This window comes from Colwellia sp. RSH04, assembly GCF_003545765.1.
Taxonomy (GTDB): Bacteria; Pseudomonadota; Gammaproteobacteria; order Enterobacterales; family Alteromonadaceae; genus Colwellia.
The window spans coordinates 118360-133029 of record NZ_QXIO01000004.1; the positions used below are offsets into that span (position 1 = coordinate 118360).

The window sequence follows — 14670 nt, forward strand, 5'->3', positions numbered from 1 at the left end:
TCCTTTTTAATATTATCTTTAAAATTTAGTGTAGCTCACTTTTTAATAGTTCACTGTTATTACCATTGCTCAAGCTTTGTGCAAAAAAGCTATAACAAAACTTCTTGCTATGTGCCCATTTGCTATGGTACTAATTTAATAAGGCTGCGAACTGACCCGTTTTCGGCCAAATAAATTAGCGACTAAAAACAAAAATAAATAGCTAAAAATAACAAAGAGAAAATATGAAAAACTTTAACTCAATTATTGTCAACCTTCTCGTCGTAGTGATTATTAAATCACCTCGAGGGTTTTCGTTGAGCTAGAGAAAAGCAAAATACTGAATAACAAACCCTCGCTTCGAAAGAACCGAGGGTTTTCTTTTTTTTAATTGATATTTTTGGAATCAACATGAACAGCAGCAAACCTTTAACAGGTGGCGGATTATTATTTGAAGTATTAGAGCAACATGGCGTAGAGCATGTCTTTGGCTACCCAGGTGGCGCAATCATGCCTATTTACGATGCTCTTTACGATAGCAATGTGAAGCACTTTCTTTGTCGTCATGAACAAGGTGCTGCGTTTTCCGCGGTCGGTTATGCACGTGCTGCGGGTAAAGTCGGTGTTTGCATGGCAACGTCTGGTCCAGGTGCAACTAACCTAATCACAGGTCTTGCCGACGCTTTAGCGGATTCTATTCCTGTTGTTGCTATTACCGGCCAAGTTGCCACTTCTGCTATGGGTAGTGATGCCTTTCAAGAAATCGACATATTCGGTTTATCACTTGCCTGTACAAAACATTCATTCCAAGTAAGCGATATTAATGATTTAGAAAATGTACTTCATCAAGCCTTTGAAATCGCGTTAGAAGGTCGACAAGGGCCTGTTCTTGTCGATATTCCAAAAGATATTCAACAAGCAGAAGTCACTTCACGTTTAGAAGAATTTTCACATTTAACCAACAAAGTACAATTACCGTTAGCCGATATCAGTAACGCTATCGACATATTAACCCATGCCAAACAGCCTATTTTATATGTAGGTGGTGGTGTTGGTATGGCCAATGCCATTGACGAAGTAAGAAGTTTTGCTGAGCAAACAGGCATGCCTAGCGTTTCAACCTTAAAAGGCTTAGGCGCTATTAACGCTGATAATGAAAATTACATGGGTATGCTAGGTATGCACGGCACTAAAGCATCAAACTTAGCGGTTCAGGAGTGTGATTTGTTAGTGGTTGTTGGTGCTCGTTTTGATGACCGAGTAACAGGGAAGCTGAACGAATTCGCCCCAAATGCGAAGGTAATTCATTTCGATATTGATACCGCAGAAATCAATAAAAGACGCTTTGCTGATGCCGCTATTTTAGGTGATTTAAAAGCCAATTTACCGCTATTATCTATGTCGTTAAACATTAGTGAGTGGCAAGCCAAAGTTAAGCAAATGAAAGCTGATTTTGGCTGGCGATATGATCACCCAGGCAGCAAAATTTTTGCCCCAGCTGTGCTAAAAGAAATGAGCGATTTAATGCCGAAAAACACCTGTATTACAACGGATGTTGGCCAGCACCAAATGTGGTCTGCACAGCACATTAGCGTTGATGATCCGTGTAATTTTCTAACCAGTGGTGGCATGGGTACCATGGGCTTTGGTTTACCTGCTGCCATAGGCGCACAAATTAGTCGACCTCACGATACCGTTATTGCCGTTTCAGGTGATGGTTCTATCATGATGAATGTCCAAGAATTAGCCACAATAAAACGCTATCAAATACCGGTTAAAATTTTACTGATCGACAATGCTAAATTAGGCATGGTTCGCCAATGGCAAGACTTGTTCTTTGATGGTCGCTTAAGCGAAACTGACTTGGCTGATAACCCTGACTTCTCTCAGTTAGCTCGCTCATTTGAGATTAAAGCTCAAACGATTACAGAAAAGAGCCAAGTATCTGAAGCACTTAAAGAAATGATTGATCATCAAGGCCCATATCTATTGCATGTGAAAATAGATGCTAAAGACAACGTTTGGCCATTAGTGCCACCTAATACCGCCAACGATAAAATGATGGAGAGTGTGTAACATGAACGATTATAAATTAATTATCATGACCGATGACAAGCAAGTTGTCTTAGAGAGAATTTTGCAGGTAACACGCTATCGTGGATTTTTAATCAATGGGATGAATGCTCAAGTTAACACGGGCAATCAAATCGCCACGATTGAGTTATTTGTCAGTAGTGAGCGACCAATTGAACTTTTAATCGATCAAATCAATAAACTGATCGACATAAAGGGTGTCAAAGTAGACAATAAAGCCGAGAATAATGGCGCGCAACAACATAGCGCCTAACATATTATTACAGCACCCATATAAACACTGAATTAATTCAATTTTCAACTTTAAGAGTTAATCAGTAGAAATAAAATATTAGGAAAAAGAACATGGCAAAAGTAAACGCAGAATATATTTGGTTTAACGGTGAACTCATGCCTTGGCAAAATGCCAAAGTACACGTAATGAGTCACGCGCTGCATTATGGTTCATCAGTGTTTGAAGGTATTCGCGCCTATAATACGCATAAAGGTACGTGCATCTTTCGCTTGCAAGAACATATAGATCGCCTATTTGATTCAGCAAAAATTTACCGTATGACTATCCCATATACGAATGCAGAGGTTGTACAAGCCTGTAAAGATTCAGTTGTTAAAAATGAGCTAAAATCAGCTTATTTACGTCCGCTCGCCTTTTTAGGTGATGTAGGTATGGGCCTTCGTCCACCAGCAGATGCAGAAGCAGACCTAATGATTGCCGCCTTTAGTTGGGAAGCCTATTTAGGTGCTGACGCCATTGAAAACGGCGTAGAGGTAGGCGTTTCAAGTTGGAATCGTTTAGCACCAAACACTATGCCTACTGCGGCTAAAGCCGGTGGTAACTACTTGTCTTCACAGCTTATTTCAATGGAAGCTGGACGTCACGGTTATACTGAAGGTATTGCCATGGATGTTAATAACCAAATCAGTGAAGGCGCAGGTCAAAACTTATTTTTAGTGCGTAAAGGTATTATTTATACACCACCAGGTAGTGCTTCAATTTTATCAGGTTTAACGCGTGATGCTGTTATGGTTCTTGCTAAAGACTTAGGCTATGAAGTACGCGAAGAAACTATCGCTCGTGATGCCTTATACATTGCTGATGAATTCTTTATGACAGGTACTGCAACCGAAATAGTTCCGGTTAAATCAGTAGACGGTTTACCTGTAGGTGATGGTTCTCGAGGCCCTGTAACTAAAGCACTTCAAGAAGCCTTCTTTGGTATTTTTGATGGTACTACAGAAGACAAATGGGGTTGGTTAGAATCTGTTGAATAATCAACAGTAAACCTCACAAAGCTAAACGTTAACATTTTTAACGTTTAGCGATTTTCTCAAGTATTATTTTAACAGTCGGCTTATTCAAGCCCATTGCTCAAATTATATTTCCTTTAAACGTATTATCAATGATTAAACAGGTAGTAAGACCATGGCAAAATTAAGATCAGCAACTTCAACTCAAGGTCGCAATATGGCTGGTGCTCGTGCTTTATGGCGCGCCACAGGTATGACAGATAATGACTTTGGTAAACCTATTATTGCCGTTGTTAATTCATTTACTCAATTTGTACCTGGTCATGTGCATTTAAAAGACATGGGACAATTAGTGGCTGGCGCGATTGAAGAAGCCGGCGGTGTCGCCAAAGAGTTTAATACCATTGCCGTTGATGATGGCATTGCTATGGGCCATAGCGGTATGCTTTACAGCTTACCGTCGCGCGATTTAATTGCTGACTCAGTAGAGTATATGGTTAACGCTCATTGTGCTGATGCCATGGTTTGTATCTCAAACTGTGACAAAATTACGCCGGGTATGTTAATGGCTGCGATGCGTTTAAATATTCCAGTCATTTTCGTTTCTGGTGGGCCAATGGAAGCAGGTAAAACCAAGCTTTCTGATCAGATAATCAAACTTGATTTAGTAGATGCCATGATTCAAGGCGCTGACCCAACAGTTTCTGACGAGCAAAGTGATGAAGTTGAACGCTCAGCGTGCCCTACCTGTGGTTCATGTTCTGGTATGTTTACCGCTAACTCAATGAACTGTCTTGCTGAAGCCCTTGGCTTAGCATTACCTGGTAATGGCTCAATGTTAGCCACCCATGCTGACAGAGAGCAACTCTTCTTAAAAGCAGGTAAGCAAATTGTTGAATTAACCAAACGTTACTATCAAGACAATGATGAAAGTGCTTTACCACGTAACATTGCCAGTAAAGAGGCTTTGCACAATGCGATGTGTCTTGATATTGCCATGGGTGGCTCTACCAATACTATTTTGCATTTATTAGCGACGGCGCAAGAAGCTGAAATTGATTACACCATGGAAGATATGGATAAATTATCACGTATCGTGCCGCAACTATGTAAAGTTGCCCCTTCAACACCTGATTATCACATGGAAGATGTTCACCGTGCAGGTGGTGTTATCGCCATCTTAGGTGAGTTAGCACGTGCTAACTTACTAAATACCGACGTACCCAATGTGTTGGGCACTACTTTAGCTGACGTCATCGCACAATATGACATTAAAGTCACTGAAGATGAAGACGTTAAAAAGTTCTACCGTGCAGGCCCAGCAGGTATTCGTACAACTAAAGCATTTAGCCAAGATTGTCGTTGGGATACCCTAGATGATGATCGCGAAAACGGTTGTATTCGTTCAATAGACAATGCTTTTTCTTTGGAAGGTGGCCTAGCTGTTCTCTCGGGTAATATCGCTGTTGATGGCTGTGTAGTAAAAACTGCCGGTGTAAGTGATGACAACTTAACGTTCACTGGCCCTGCCCATGTGTTTGAAAGCCAAGATGATGCCGTAAAAGGCATTTTAGATGGCAAGGTTGTTGCTGGTGAAGTGGTGGTCATTCGCTACGAAGGTCCAAAGGGTGGCCCTGGCATGCAAGAAATGCTTTATCCAACCACTTATTTAAAATCTATGGGTTTAGGCAAAGCATGTGCATTATTAACTGATGGACGCTTCTCAGGTGGTACATCGGGTTTATCAATCGGACATGTGTCACCAGAAGCTGGTAGTGGCGGCACCATCGCTTTAGTTGAACAAGGCGATATTATTCACATAGATATCCCAAGCCGTGCGATTAGCTTAAATGTCAGCGAAGAAGAGCTAGCTCAACGTCGAGCAAACATGGAAGCCAAAGGTAAAGATGCTTGGAAACCAGCAGACCGTGTTCGCCCAATTAGTTATGCGCTTAAAAACTATGCCATGTTAGCAACCAGTGCCGATAAGGGTGCAGTTCGAAACAGAGATTTACTTGACGGCTTAACTGATAAGTAACCGACAAATAAGCAATGACGAAATACTATTGTAAGCACCTATTATGACTGAAGAACAAAGCCAAGAGCTATTAGCTCAGCAAGCACAAGAATTAGATTATTTGCGACGCATATTGCTCGCACCTATCTATGATGTTGTGGTTGAAACAGATTTAACCCCGTTAACTAAGCTTACCGCTAGATTTGGTAATCAAATCTATTTAAAGCGTGAAGATCAGCAACCTGTTCATTCGTTTAAACTTAGAGGTGCTTATAACAAACTATCCAGCTTATCAGAGGAGCAATGTATTCATGGTGTTATTGCCGCTTCTGCAGGCAATCATGCTCAAGGTTTAGCATTAGCAGCAAATAAGCTTGGTATTAAAGCCACTATTGTCATGCCAAAAACAACGCCAGATATCAAAGTCGATAATGTGCGTCGCTTTGGTGGTGAGGTACGTTTAGTTGGCAATAGCTTTAACGAAGCACAAGTTGCATCGTTAGCGTTTGCTGAACAAGAAAATAAAACCTTAATCCATCCTTTTGACGATACTGATGTAATTGCGGGTCAAGGTACAGTGGCTAAAGAGTTATTACAGCAGCTGCCTCAGGCAGATGTAGTTTTTGTCCCTGTCGGTGGCGGTGGTTTACTTGCAGGTATGGCCGTTTATTTGAAGCAATTAAGCCCAAAAACAAAAATTATTGGAGTTGAAGCACAAGATTCAGCCTGCTTAAAAGCGGCACTTGAAGCTGGAACGCCTGTCGATTTAGAGCAAGTCGGTTTATTTGCCGATGGCGTGGCGGTGAAACGTATAGGTGAGCATACCTTTGAGCTGATTAAACGTTATTGCGATGATGTAATCACGGTAACAACCGATGAGATTTGCGCTTCAATTAAAGATATTTTCGAACAAACGCGTGTTATAGCTGAGCCTGCAGGTGCGCTGTCTTTAGCGGGTTTACAGAAGTATTGTCAATTACAGCAAGCAAATAATGAAGCAGGTGGTCAATCATTGGCAGCGGTACTTTCTGGCGCTAACATGAATTTTCATAGCTTACGTTATGTCTCTGAGCGTTGTGAATTAGGTGAGAAAAAAGAAGCAATACTTGCGGTAACTATTCCTGAAGAAAAAGGCAGTTTCAAACGCTTTTGTAAAATTATTGGTAATCGAGCCATTACCGAGTTTAACTATCGTTACTCTGGAAAACCCAGCGCAGAAATCTTCGTTGGTGTTCGTCTAGGCGGCAGTGTTCAAGAAAGGCAAGAGTTATTACAAAGCTTAACCAAGGCCAATTACCTTGTCAGGGATTTTACCGATAATGAATTAGCTAAGCTTCATATTCGATACATGATTGGTGGTAAAAATAACGACACCAGTAGCCAAAAAGAAGAACGTTTGTTCAGTTTTGAATTTCCTGAACATCCAGGCGCATTAGAGAAATTTTTAGCGGCTATGGGTGAATTATGGAATATTACCTTGTTTCATTACCGTAACCATGGCGCTGCATTTGGCCAAGTGCTTGCAGGTTTTGAAATTAGTCAGGCTAAAGAAAAAGAGTTTTTTCAACACCTTGATGATCTTGGTTATCAATGGCAAGAAGAAACTGACAACCTTGCTTATCAAACGTTTTTAAGTTAATTCCCCCAAATAAAACTTCCTTTCAAATAAGCGCTCTAAAATGACCAGCTTGACATATTATGTCTAACTGGTCATATTATGTCATGACAACAAAATAAATATAATAATAGCAAAGGAGTTTTTATGCTAAACAAAGGACTAACCAAAAATACCGTCAATGTTGATACTGCTCAAGCAGGAAAGCATTTAGGTAAAGCAGCCATAGCCATCATATCGGGCATCGTTTTATGGCAAGTATTTTACACTATCGATGAAGGTCATGTTGGTATCGTCAAACGCTTTGGCGAAGCAACAACACAAGTTAACCCTGGCTTACATACCAAAGTTCCCTTTGCTGATGGCATTGAAGAACTTGAAATACGTACCCGTAAAAATACTGAAAACTTAAAAGCATCAACCTTTGAGCAAATGCCTGTTCAGGCAGAAGTATCGGTGAACTGGACGGTAATTCGTGCAGAAGCTTTTGAGCTATACAAAGGTTATGGCGGTTTAGACCAATTTGAGAATCGTATTTTAGATCCTCGTTTACGCTCTGCAACTAAAGATGCCTTAGCACGTTTCAAAGCGGAACAAATCATCCAAAATCGTGGTCAAGTCATTCAAAAAATTGAAGAAACCTTACTTTCTGCCATGGCTGAATTTCCAGTAAAACTTGATAGCGTACAAATAGAAAACTTAATTCTGCCAAAAAAATACTTACAAAGTATCGAGACCAAGCAAACTGAGAAAAACTTGGCCGCCGCTGAAAAGCATCGTTTAGAACGTCAAAAGTTAGAAGCCCAACGTGAAGTTAACACGGCTGAAGCAAAACGTGATGCAGAAAAAGCGCGCGCAGACGGTTCAGCATATGCGACAGAAGTAGAAGCAAAAGCAGAGGCGGAAGCAATTCGTGTAAAAGGTATAGCAGAAGCTGAAGCGATGCTGAAAAAAGCACAAGCGATTAAAGCTAATAATACGCTAGTAGATTATGTTAAAGCACAGCAGTGGGATGGTAAATTACCGACCACCGTAATGGGCAGTGGTCAGGATATTCTCTGGAACATGAAAGAGAAATAACATTACCATGCTTACAAGGTTACTTACTCCTTGCAGAGAGTAACCTTTTCTTCTCAAACATTTAATCAAACAGGGTTTTAACCATGCAATGGAAGCAACTGTCAAAAACACAGCAATTACTATTTATTATTGTAATGGCTGCCATAGTCCCTTTTGCACCTGAGTTTATTTTTATTGCCGATTTAGGTGGAATTGAGCTTGTCTTTGGCTTTTTATTTCTTTACTACAAACCTTACTTTAACTGGTTCTTCAACAAAGTGATTCAAGTGAAAAATAACGTGAACTTTATAAAGGGCTCACTACAGCAGAGTGCGCTAATGCAACCCAAAATATATATTACCCAAAGTATTTTTTATACCGCTGCTTTAGTGTTTACAAGTTCACTATTATTCTCAAGTGTTTTTCTACTGCCTGCTCTGTTATTTAACACAGCATTAATATAAAGCAATGTCTGCTTAGCCTGTTGTAAAACTAGTTAAATGGGCTAGTTCATTATCAGCCAACTCGGTCACAGTCACTCGTTTAACTTCGGACTTTTCAGAGCCTACATGTAACCAATCAACTAACGCGACTAGTTGAGTAATATCACCATAGGCTAATACCTCAACATCGCCATTGGCTAAATTAATCGCATGACCCATGACCTTGAGTTGCTGCGCTTTTTTTTGTGTATTGGCACGAAACTACACTTTTTGTACTTTGCCACTGACAATGGCTTTGATGCTATTACTGTTCATACTTAGCCCAATTCAAATAAGAAAGAGGTCTCTTCGCGAGGATTTAAAGGCTTAGAGACTGAGCGTTGATTGTAGAGAATGGGTATTCCCTTGTCAAAATCAATCACGACATATAAACCTTTAAATTCTATGACGAAAGATAGGACTTGATCTTAGCGACAATCAAATTATAATCACGTTCGAATGCTATTCGAATAAAATTACAAAAAGAGATTAAATATGGCTCCAGCGCCTAAATACAGCCCTGATGAACAAGAAAAGTTAATTCTCAATGCCGCAATAGCGGTAATAGAACAAACCAACTTACTTGATTTTTCAATGTCAGCTATTGCCAAGCTTGCAGGGCTTTCTATGGGGTCAGTTTATAAGTTTGTGCAATGCAAAGAAGATGTCTTAATCGCTTTGGCGACCAATATGTATCAGCAGCGCCATCTTACTTACCAGCAAGTTTTATCATTACCTTTAAATACTCCTCAACGTATTATCGCAATGAGCTTGTTGAGTTATTCAAAAGTACAAATGTACTCATTTGATGATCAGCTAGAGAGCATTGTAAATACTACTGCCATGATGAAAAGATGCTCCACAAGGTGGGTGCAACATATGGTTAATTGCGGAGAAGTGTGTGAATCAACGTTTAAAAGCTTTATCAAACAAGCGGCAGATTCTGGCGAGTTGATCACTGTAAACCATGATATTGATGAAATTGGCATTTCAACATGGTCAATGATGATCGGTTACTTTCAAGTGGTTCGTATTCATGAAAATTGGCAAATGAACCAAATTCCACATGATAGTCAACACAATAGTGCATTAGCGCCAGAACATATACATATTCGCAATATGCAAAGACTACTAAATACCTTCGACTGGCGAGAAAAACTCACTAGCAAAAGTATTGTAGACACTTGCAAATCTTTAGAACAAGCAGGTTTAAGATAAACACAAAAACTTTACTACGCTTAATGAAAGAGCCTGCTCTCTAATACCAATTCGTATAAGAAAGTGCTCGTTATAATGAATAAATCATTCATTCGCTGTAAACACAGCCAATGAACACAAGGAAATATCATGAAATTTACTCGCTGGATTATCGTTATAGGCCTATTAGCAGGGCTAATTTTTGGCTTACATAGTTATAAAACATCACTACAAGCTGCTGCTAGTGCTCAAGCGGCTAGTATGCCTGAGCCTTCTGCAACGGTAGATGCTGTTAAAGCACAATCAATTAATTTTCAAAAACATGTGCAAGTTAGTGGTGAAGTGCAAGCTTTTAAATATATACAATTAAATAATGAATTAGCGGGTGTTATTACTAAATTAAATGCACCTTCTGGCAGTATCGTTGAAAAAGGGCAAGTCTTACTGGAATTAGATCATCGCGATGAAAATGCCAGATTAATTGCGGCAAAAGCGGCCTTAACACTTAATGAACAAACCCATGCTCGCTACATTAAATTACAACAGAATAATGAAATCAGTGCAGAGCAAGTTGATAAAGCATTAGCCGCAGTAAATATCGCTAAATCAGACATTGCGGTGTTATCAACTGCCATATCGAAAAAGCAACTTATTGCGCCATTTAAAGGTCGCATTGCTATACATACATTAGAAGTTGGACAGTACCTTGATAAAAACAGCTACGTTTTTTCTCTTGTTGGCATTCATGATTACACTTGGATTGATTTTCATTTACCACAACTTTATCAAGAGTTAACTGTTGGCTCTAAAATTCAAGTAACACCTATGAATCAAACAACCTCTTATAGTGCTGAAATTATCGCGGTCGATCCGCAATTATCTAAACAGTCACGTCACTTAAAATATCGTGCACAAATTGCATCTAAAGAACTACTTCTTAAACCAAACACTTTAGTGACAGTACATGCACCAATAGCCAAGCAACAACGTTTAACTTCGGTGCCAGATTTAGCCATTAAGCGTGATTCGCTAGGCACTTACGTCTTTTTATTAAACAAAGATGATAACGGCGACTATCGCGCACAACAAACCAAGGTAGAATTAGGTGAACGTCAAGGCGATACAGTGATGATTTTAACAGGTCTGACACCTGGGCAATTAATTGCCAGTAAAGGAGCCTTTAAACTGTTCCCTGGCATGAAAGTCTATATTGCCAATGACAATTCAGCGCAATAAGGAAAGCTCATGAAAGACTCTAAATCGTCGATAATGGATATCTTTGTCCGTCGCCCTGTCGTTGCCATCGTATTATCTATTATTATTTGTATTGCAGGTGTTTGGTCTGCCAGTAAAATTCCCGTTTTACAGTTTCCTAAAATTGAAAGTGCTTCACTTGTTATTGATACCTATTACATTGGTGCATCTGCTGATGTGGTGCAAGGCTTTATCACTGAACCTATTGAACGAGTCGCGGCTACCGTGCCGGGTGTTGAATATGTCGATTCCACCAGCACCTCGGGCAGCAGTAAAGTTACTGCGTGGCTGAAATTGAATGAGAATAGTACCTTAGCCTTAGCTGAATTAACTGCGCGTTTAGGGCAAATTCGTTATGAATTGCCTTCAGGCTCTCAAGACCCTGTAGTATCTGTTAGTCGAGCCGATCGCCCTTTTGCAGTTTTTTACCTCAATGTACATGCCAACGGCAATGATTTATCTCGCATTACCGATTACCTCACTCGTCAAGTAAATCCTATTTTGAACGCTATTGAAGGAGTCCAGCGTGTTGGAATTGAAGGGGCAAGAACACCAGCAATGCGAGTTTGGTTAGACGCACAGGCACTAACAACATTTAACTTAAGCGCCAGCGATGTGTATCAAGCATTACAATCTAATAACACCATTGCCACCATGGGCTATGTTGAAAATAATCACCAGAAAATCGATATTGTTGCCAATACACAGTTACGAAGTGTTGCTGAATTTGAACAATTAGTCGTTAGCGAAATCGATGGCGCTAATATCTATTTAAAAGATATTGCTACCATCAAACTTGCTGCCGAAGACAGTAACGTGACCGCTAGGCTGAATGAAAACGATGCGGTTTATATTTCTGTTTGGCCACTACCGGGTGCCAATGAAATCGCTATTGGTGATCGCTTATATAAAAAAGTCGCCGAGTTAAATAAAACGTTACCTCAAGGGCTTACAATTGATTTTGCCTACGACGGCACCCTATATATGCGTGATGCCTTAAAAGAGATTTTCACCACGTTAATCGAAACCGTTATTTTAGTTGGCTTAGTAGTCTTACTGCTTATGGGGTCATTTAGAAGTGCCATTGTTCCTTTAATTACGATTCCTATTTCTATTCTAGGTGCCATTGCATCAATGGCTATGATGGGCTTCTCTCTAAACCTGCTTACAGTGTTAGCCATTGTATTATCAGTGGGTTTAGTGGTTGATGATGCCATCGTGGTTGTGGAAAACGTTGCAAGACTGATGCGTGAAGGTATGTCTAAAATTGACGCTGCGTTAATCAGTTCAAGACAGCTGCTAGTACCTATTATTTCAATGACGTTAACCCTCGCGGCAGTTTATGCTCCTATTGGCTTTTTATCTGGTTTAACAGGGGTGTTATTTAAAGAATTTGCTTTTACTTTAGCGATTGCCGTCATCATTTCAGGTATCGTCGCTATTACCTTATCGCCAATTATGAGTGCTTATGTGTCACCTAAAGGCGGACAAGAAGGCTGGTTAACCCGCAAGGTGAATCATCTTTTTGACAAAGTACAGCGTGCATACGGTAAGTTACTAACACATATTTTCAATTGGAAAGGGCAAGTATTTCTCATTGCGTTTGTAGTGTCATTACTCGCAGTGCCCTTCTATATGTTTTCGCAAAAAGAATTGGCTCCTGTGGAAGATCAAGCGGGCATTATGTTTGTTATTCAATCACCGCCTGATTCATCATTAACCTATAACGTAGCGCAAATACATCCTGTAGTAGACAGTTTAAAAGAGATTGAAGGTGGTAAACAAATTTGGCAGATTATTTTTGGCTCAGGTGGATTTGGTGGCTTAGAGTTAGTTAATGCCGACCAACGCGATTTTAGTGCGCAGTCAGTTTTGCCTCAAATATACGGAAAATTAGCACAAATACCCGGCTTAAATATGTTTCCTATCTTACCTTCATCATTGCCAACTTCAGGACAATTTGAAATTGAGATGGTCGTTAAATCATCCGCCCCCTTTACCGACATGAAGCAATACGCTGATCAATTAGTAGGCGCAGCATTTGGCAGTGGACAATTCCTTTATGCTGATACCGACTTAAAGATAGACTTACCTCAAGTTGAATTAAAAATTAATCGTCAAAAAGTAGCTGATTTAGGCATGAGTGTCGCGCAAATTAGCCAACAATTAGGCATTCTATTATCTAACAATTTTGTTAATCGTTTTGATGATAACGGCAAAGCGTACCGTGTAATTCCTATTGTAAATGACGATGTTCGCACTAAAACAGAAGCCATTCTTTCCTTAAACATTAAACTACCTTCGGGTGAGCTAATGCCCATTTCAGCGGTGGCTGATTTAACATGGAAAACAGTACCAAGACAACTTGGTACCTTTGCTCAACAAAATGCTTTTAGAGTTTATGGCGCAGTAGCCCCTGGTTCAAATAAAGAAGCAGCACTAACTGCATTAGAAAATGCAGCTAGCGATATTCTACCGTTAGGCTACACCATTGACTACGCTGGTGAATCAAGACAACTGCGCCAAGAAGGTAATACCTTGATCATGGTCTTAGCCGTATCTCTACTTATTGTCTTTTTAGTCTTAGCCATTCAATTTAATAGCTTTAGAGATCCCTTGGTGGTGTTATTAGGGTGTGTGCCATTGGCCTTATCCGGCGCTTTATTAATACCTTATATTGAACTGACTACCATCAATATATACTCACAAATTGGTTTAATTACCTTAATTGGCTTAATTGCGAAAAATGGTATTTTAATTGTTGAATTTGCAAACCATGCTCAAGAGCAAGGCGCAAATAAACTGGCTGCTGTTACTGAAGCTGCCACAACAAGGTTGCGTCCAATACTAATGACAACAGCGGCGACTATTTTAGGTCACTTCCCATTGGTGTTAGTGACTGGTGCTGGCGCTGAGGCAAGAAATAGCATTGGTATTATCTTAGTAGCAGGTATGTTTATTGGCACCATCTTTACGCTCTTTATCTTACCGAGTTTTTATTTACTACTCGCTGAAAAAAGAACAAAACTAGCGAAATAAATATCTATTTTTTATAAAGCAAAGCCTGATACTTATATCAGGCTTTTTTATATACTAACTTTTCAAAAAAATCTCAAAAACTACTGAAATCATATATAAATAAGTTCCCTTTAAACAGTAACATGCGTTAATCTACAGCAATCGTTACCGCCAACCTTTTCAGCGAAACGGTTTACTCAACATAATGGAATAATAGGAGTCACTTTTGGATATCGCAGGATTATTTGTTGCAAGTGTAAGCGCCCTAGGTAGTTTGATTCAGGCATTTTATACCGCGCGTGATAGCAACAAAAAAGTTGATAATCGCAAAGTACGCTTACTTCAAAAGCGAGCAAAGAAACCTCTGAAAGTTGGTATTAAAACCATCGACGCTATTATCGATGATAAGTTACTTGCCGCTCTTTCGAGTAATATTGAAAAGCATAATAAAATTCTTATTGAAGCCTTTACCAATAGCCAGCTCAGTGATGCAGAAAAAGCCGTTAAAGTTGAGGAGGCTAGAATACAAATTTGTAAAACCCTTTTCGAAATAAAGAAATTTAATAACGATCAATTACCCACAAAACGATTAGAGCAGCTTTGGTTATCTAACCAGTGTTAACTTACGGAAAATGACAAGCGTTCATACCTATTAAATAGAGTTCAACAATCCCTATAACCTACTGATATTTAATAAATATCGTATA

General features: G+C 39.6%; 11 protein-coding genes and 1 pseudogene. 11 read left to right on the top strand and 1 reads right to left on the bottom strand.

The annotated features are described in order from the left end of the window. Positions 1-390: 390 nt before the first annotated feature. The 7 genes from ilvG to D1094_RS08305 all read left to right on the top strand — a co-directional run bounded on the left by ilvG (position 391) and on the right by D1094_RS08305 (position 8476). The gene (ilvG, locus tag D1094_RS08275) at positions 391-2055 is read left to right on the top strand and encodes an acetolactate synthase 2 catalytic subunit (RefSeq protein WP_118959633.1); all 1665 of its coding nucleotides are present in this window, start codon (positions 391-393) and stop codon (positions 2053-2055) included. 1 nt (position 2056) lies between these two features. Next, a complete protein-coding gene (gene ilvM / locus D1094_RS08280; RefSeq protein WP_118959634.1) occupies positions 2057-2326 on the top strand; it encodes an acetolactate synthase 2 small subunit in 270 nt (89 codons plus the stop codon). Between the two features lie 92 nt (positions 2327-2418). After that, entirely contained in the window at positions 2419-3345 is a 927-nt protein-coding gene (locus D1094_RS08285) for a branched-chain amino acid transaminase (RefSeq protein WP_118959635.1), read from the top strand. A 151-nt stretch (positions 3346-3496) separates the two neighbouring features. Then, on the top strand, positions 3497-5359 hold the full coding sequence (gene ilvD, locus D1094_RS08290) for a dihydroxy-acid dehydratase (protein WP_118959636.1): 1863 nt from the start codon (positions 3497-3499) through the stop codon (positions 5357-5359). A 43-nt stretch (positions 5360-5402) separates the two neighbouring features. Continuing rightward, positions 5403-6977 carry a threonine ammonia-lyase, biosynthetic gene (gene ilvA / locus D1094_RS08295; protein ID WP_118959637.1) on the top strand — a complete coding sequence of 525 codons (1575 nt, stop codon included), beginning with the start codon at positions 5403-5405 and terminating at the stop codon, positions 6975-6977. 123 nt (positions 6978-7100) lie between these two features. Beyond that, a complete protein-coding gene (locus D1094_RS08300) occupies positions 7101-8033 on the top strand; it encodes a prohibitin family protein (RefSeq protein ID WP_118959638.1) in 933 nt (310 codons plus the stop codon). Positions 8034-8116: 83 nt separating this feature from the next. Continuing rightward, on the top strand, positions 8117-8476 hold the full coding sequence (locus D1094_RS08305) for a hypothetical protein (RefSeq protein WP_118959639.1): 360 nt from the start codon (positions 8117-8119) through the stop codon (positions 8474-8476). Positions 8477-8488: 12 nt separating this feature from the next. On the opposite strand, the pseudogene D1094_RS08310 reads toward D1094_RS08305, so the two are convergent. After that, positions 8489-8704 (bottom strand): annotated as a pseudogene (locus D1094_RS08310) (acylphosphatase); the annotation flags it as partial. A 285-nt stretch (positions 8705-8989) separates the two neighbouring features. Here D1094_RS08310 and D1094_RS08315 point away from each other — a divergent pair. The 4 genes from D1094_RS08315 to D1094_RS08330 all read left to right on the top strand — a co-directional run bounded on the left by D1094_RS08315 (position 8990) and on the right by D1094_RS08330 (position 14585). Next, complete coding sequence (locus tag D1094_RS08315) at positions 8990-9712, top strand: TetR/AcrR family transcriptional regulator (protein ID WP_118959640.1); 723 nt, start codon at positions 8990-8992, stop codon at positions 9710-9712. A gap of 129 nt (positions 9713-9841) precedes the next feature. After that, positions 9842-10927 (top strand): efflux RND transporter periplasmic adaptor subunit, encoded by a 1086-nt coding sequence (locus D1094_RS08320; RefSeq protein ID WP_118959641.1) that lies wholly within the window; start codon positions 9842-9844, stop codon positions 10925-10927. Positions 10928-10936: 9 nt separating this feature from the next. Then, on the top strand, positions 10937-13984 hold the full coding sequence (locus D1094_RS08325) for an efflux RND transporter permease subunit (protein ID WP_118959642.1): 3048 nt from the start codon (positions 10937-10939) through the stop codon (positions 13982-13984). 205 nt (positions 13985-14189) lie between these two features. After that, on the top strand, positions 14190-14585 hold the full coding sequence (locus D1094_RS08330; RefSeq protein ID WP_118959643.1) for a hypothetical protein: 396 nt from the start codon (positions 14190-14192) through the stop codon (positions 14583-14585). Positions 14586-14670 lie beyond the last annotated feature (85 nt).

Bases quoted from the DNA above. Each gene is read 5' to 3' on its own strand.
- ilvG (WP_118959633.1), top strand. From the start codon at position 391: ATGAACAGCAGCAAACCTTTAACAGGTGGCGGATTATTATTTGAAGTA.
- ilvM (WP_118959634.1), top strand. From the start codon at position 2,057: ATGAACGATTATAAATTAATTATCATGACCGATGACAAGCAAGTTGTC.
- D1094_RS08285 (WP_118959635.1), top strand. From the start codon at position 2,419: ATGGCAAAAGTAAACGCAGAATATATTTGGTTTAACGGTGAACTCATG.
- ilvD (WP_118959636.1), top strand. From the start codon at position 3,497: ATGGCAAAATTAAGATCAGCAACTTCAACTCAAGGTCGCAATATGGCT.
- ilvA (WP_118959637.1), top strand. From the start codon at position 5,403: ATGACTGAAGAACAAAGCCAAGAGCTATTAGCTCAGCAAGCACAAGAA.
- D1094_RS08300 (WP_118959638.1), top strand. From the start codon at position 7,101: ATGCTAAACAAAGGACTAACCAAAAATACCGTCAATGTTGATACTGCT.
- D1094_RS08305 (WP_118959639.1), top strand. From the start codon at position 8,117: ATGCAATGGAAGCAACTGTCAAAAACACAGCAATTACTATTTATTATT.
- D1094_RS08315 (WP_118959640.1), top strand. From the start codon at position 8,990: ATGGCTCCAGCGCCTAAATACAGCCCTGATGAACAAGAAAAGTTAATT.
- D1094_RS08320 (WP_118959641.1), top strand. From the start codon at position 9,842: ATGAAATTTACTCGCTGGATTATCGTTATAGGCCTATTAGCAGGGCTA.
- D1094_RS08325 (WP_118959642.1), top strand. From the start codon at position 10,937: ATGAAAGACTCTAAATCGTCGATAATGGATATCTTTGTCCGTCGCCCT.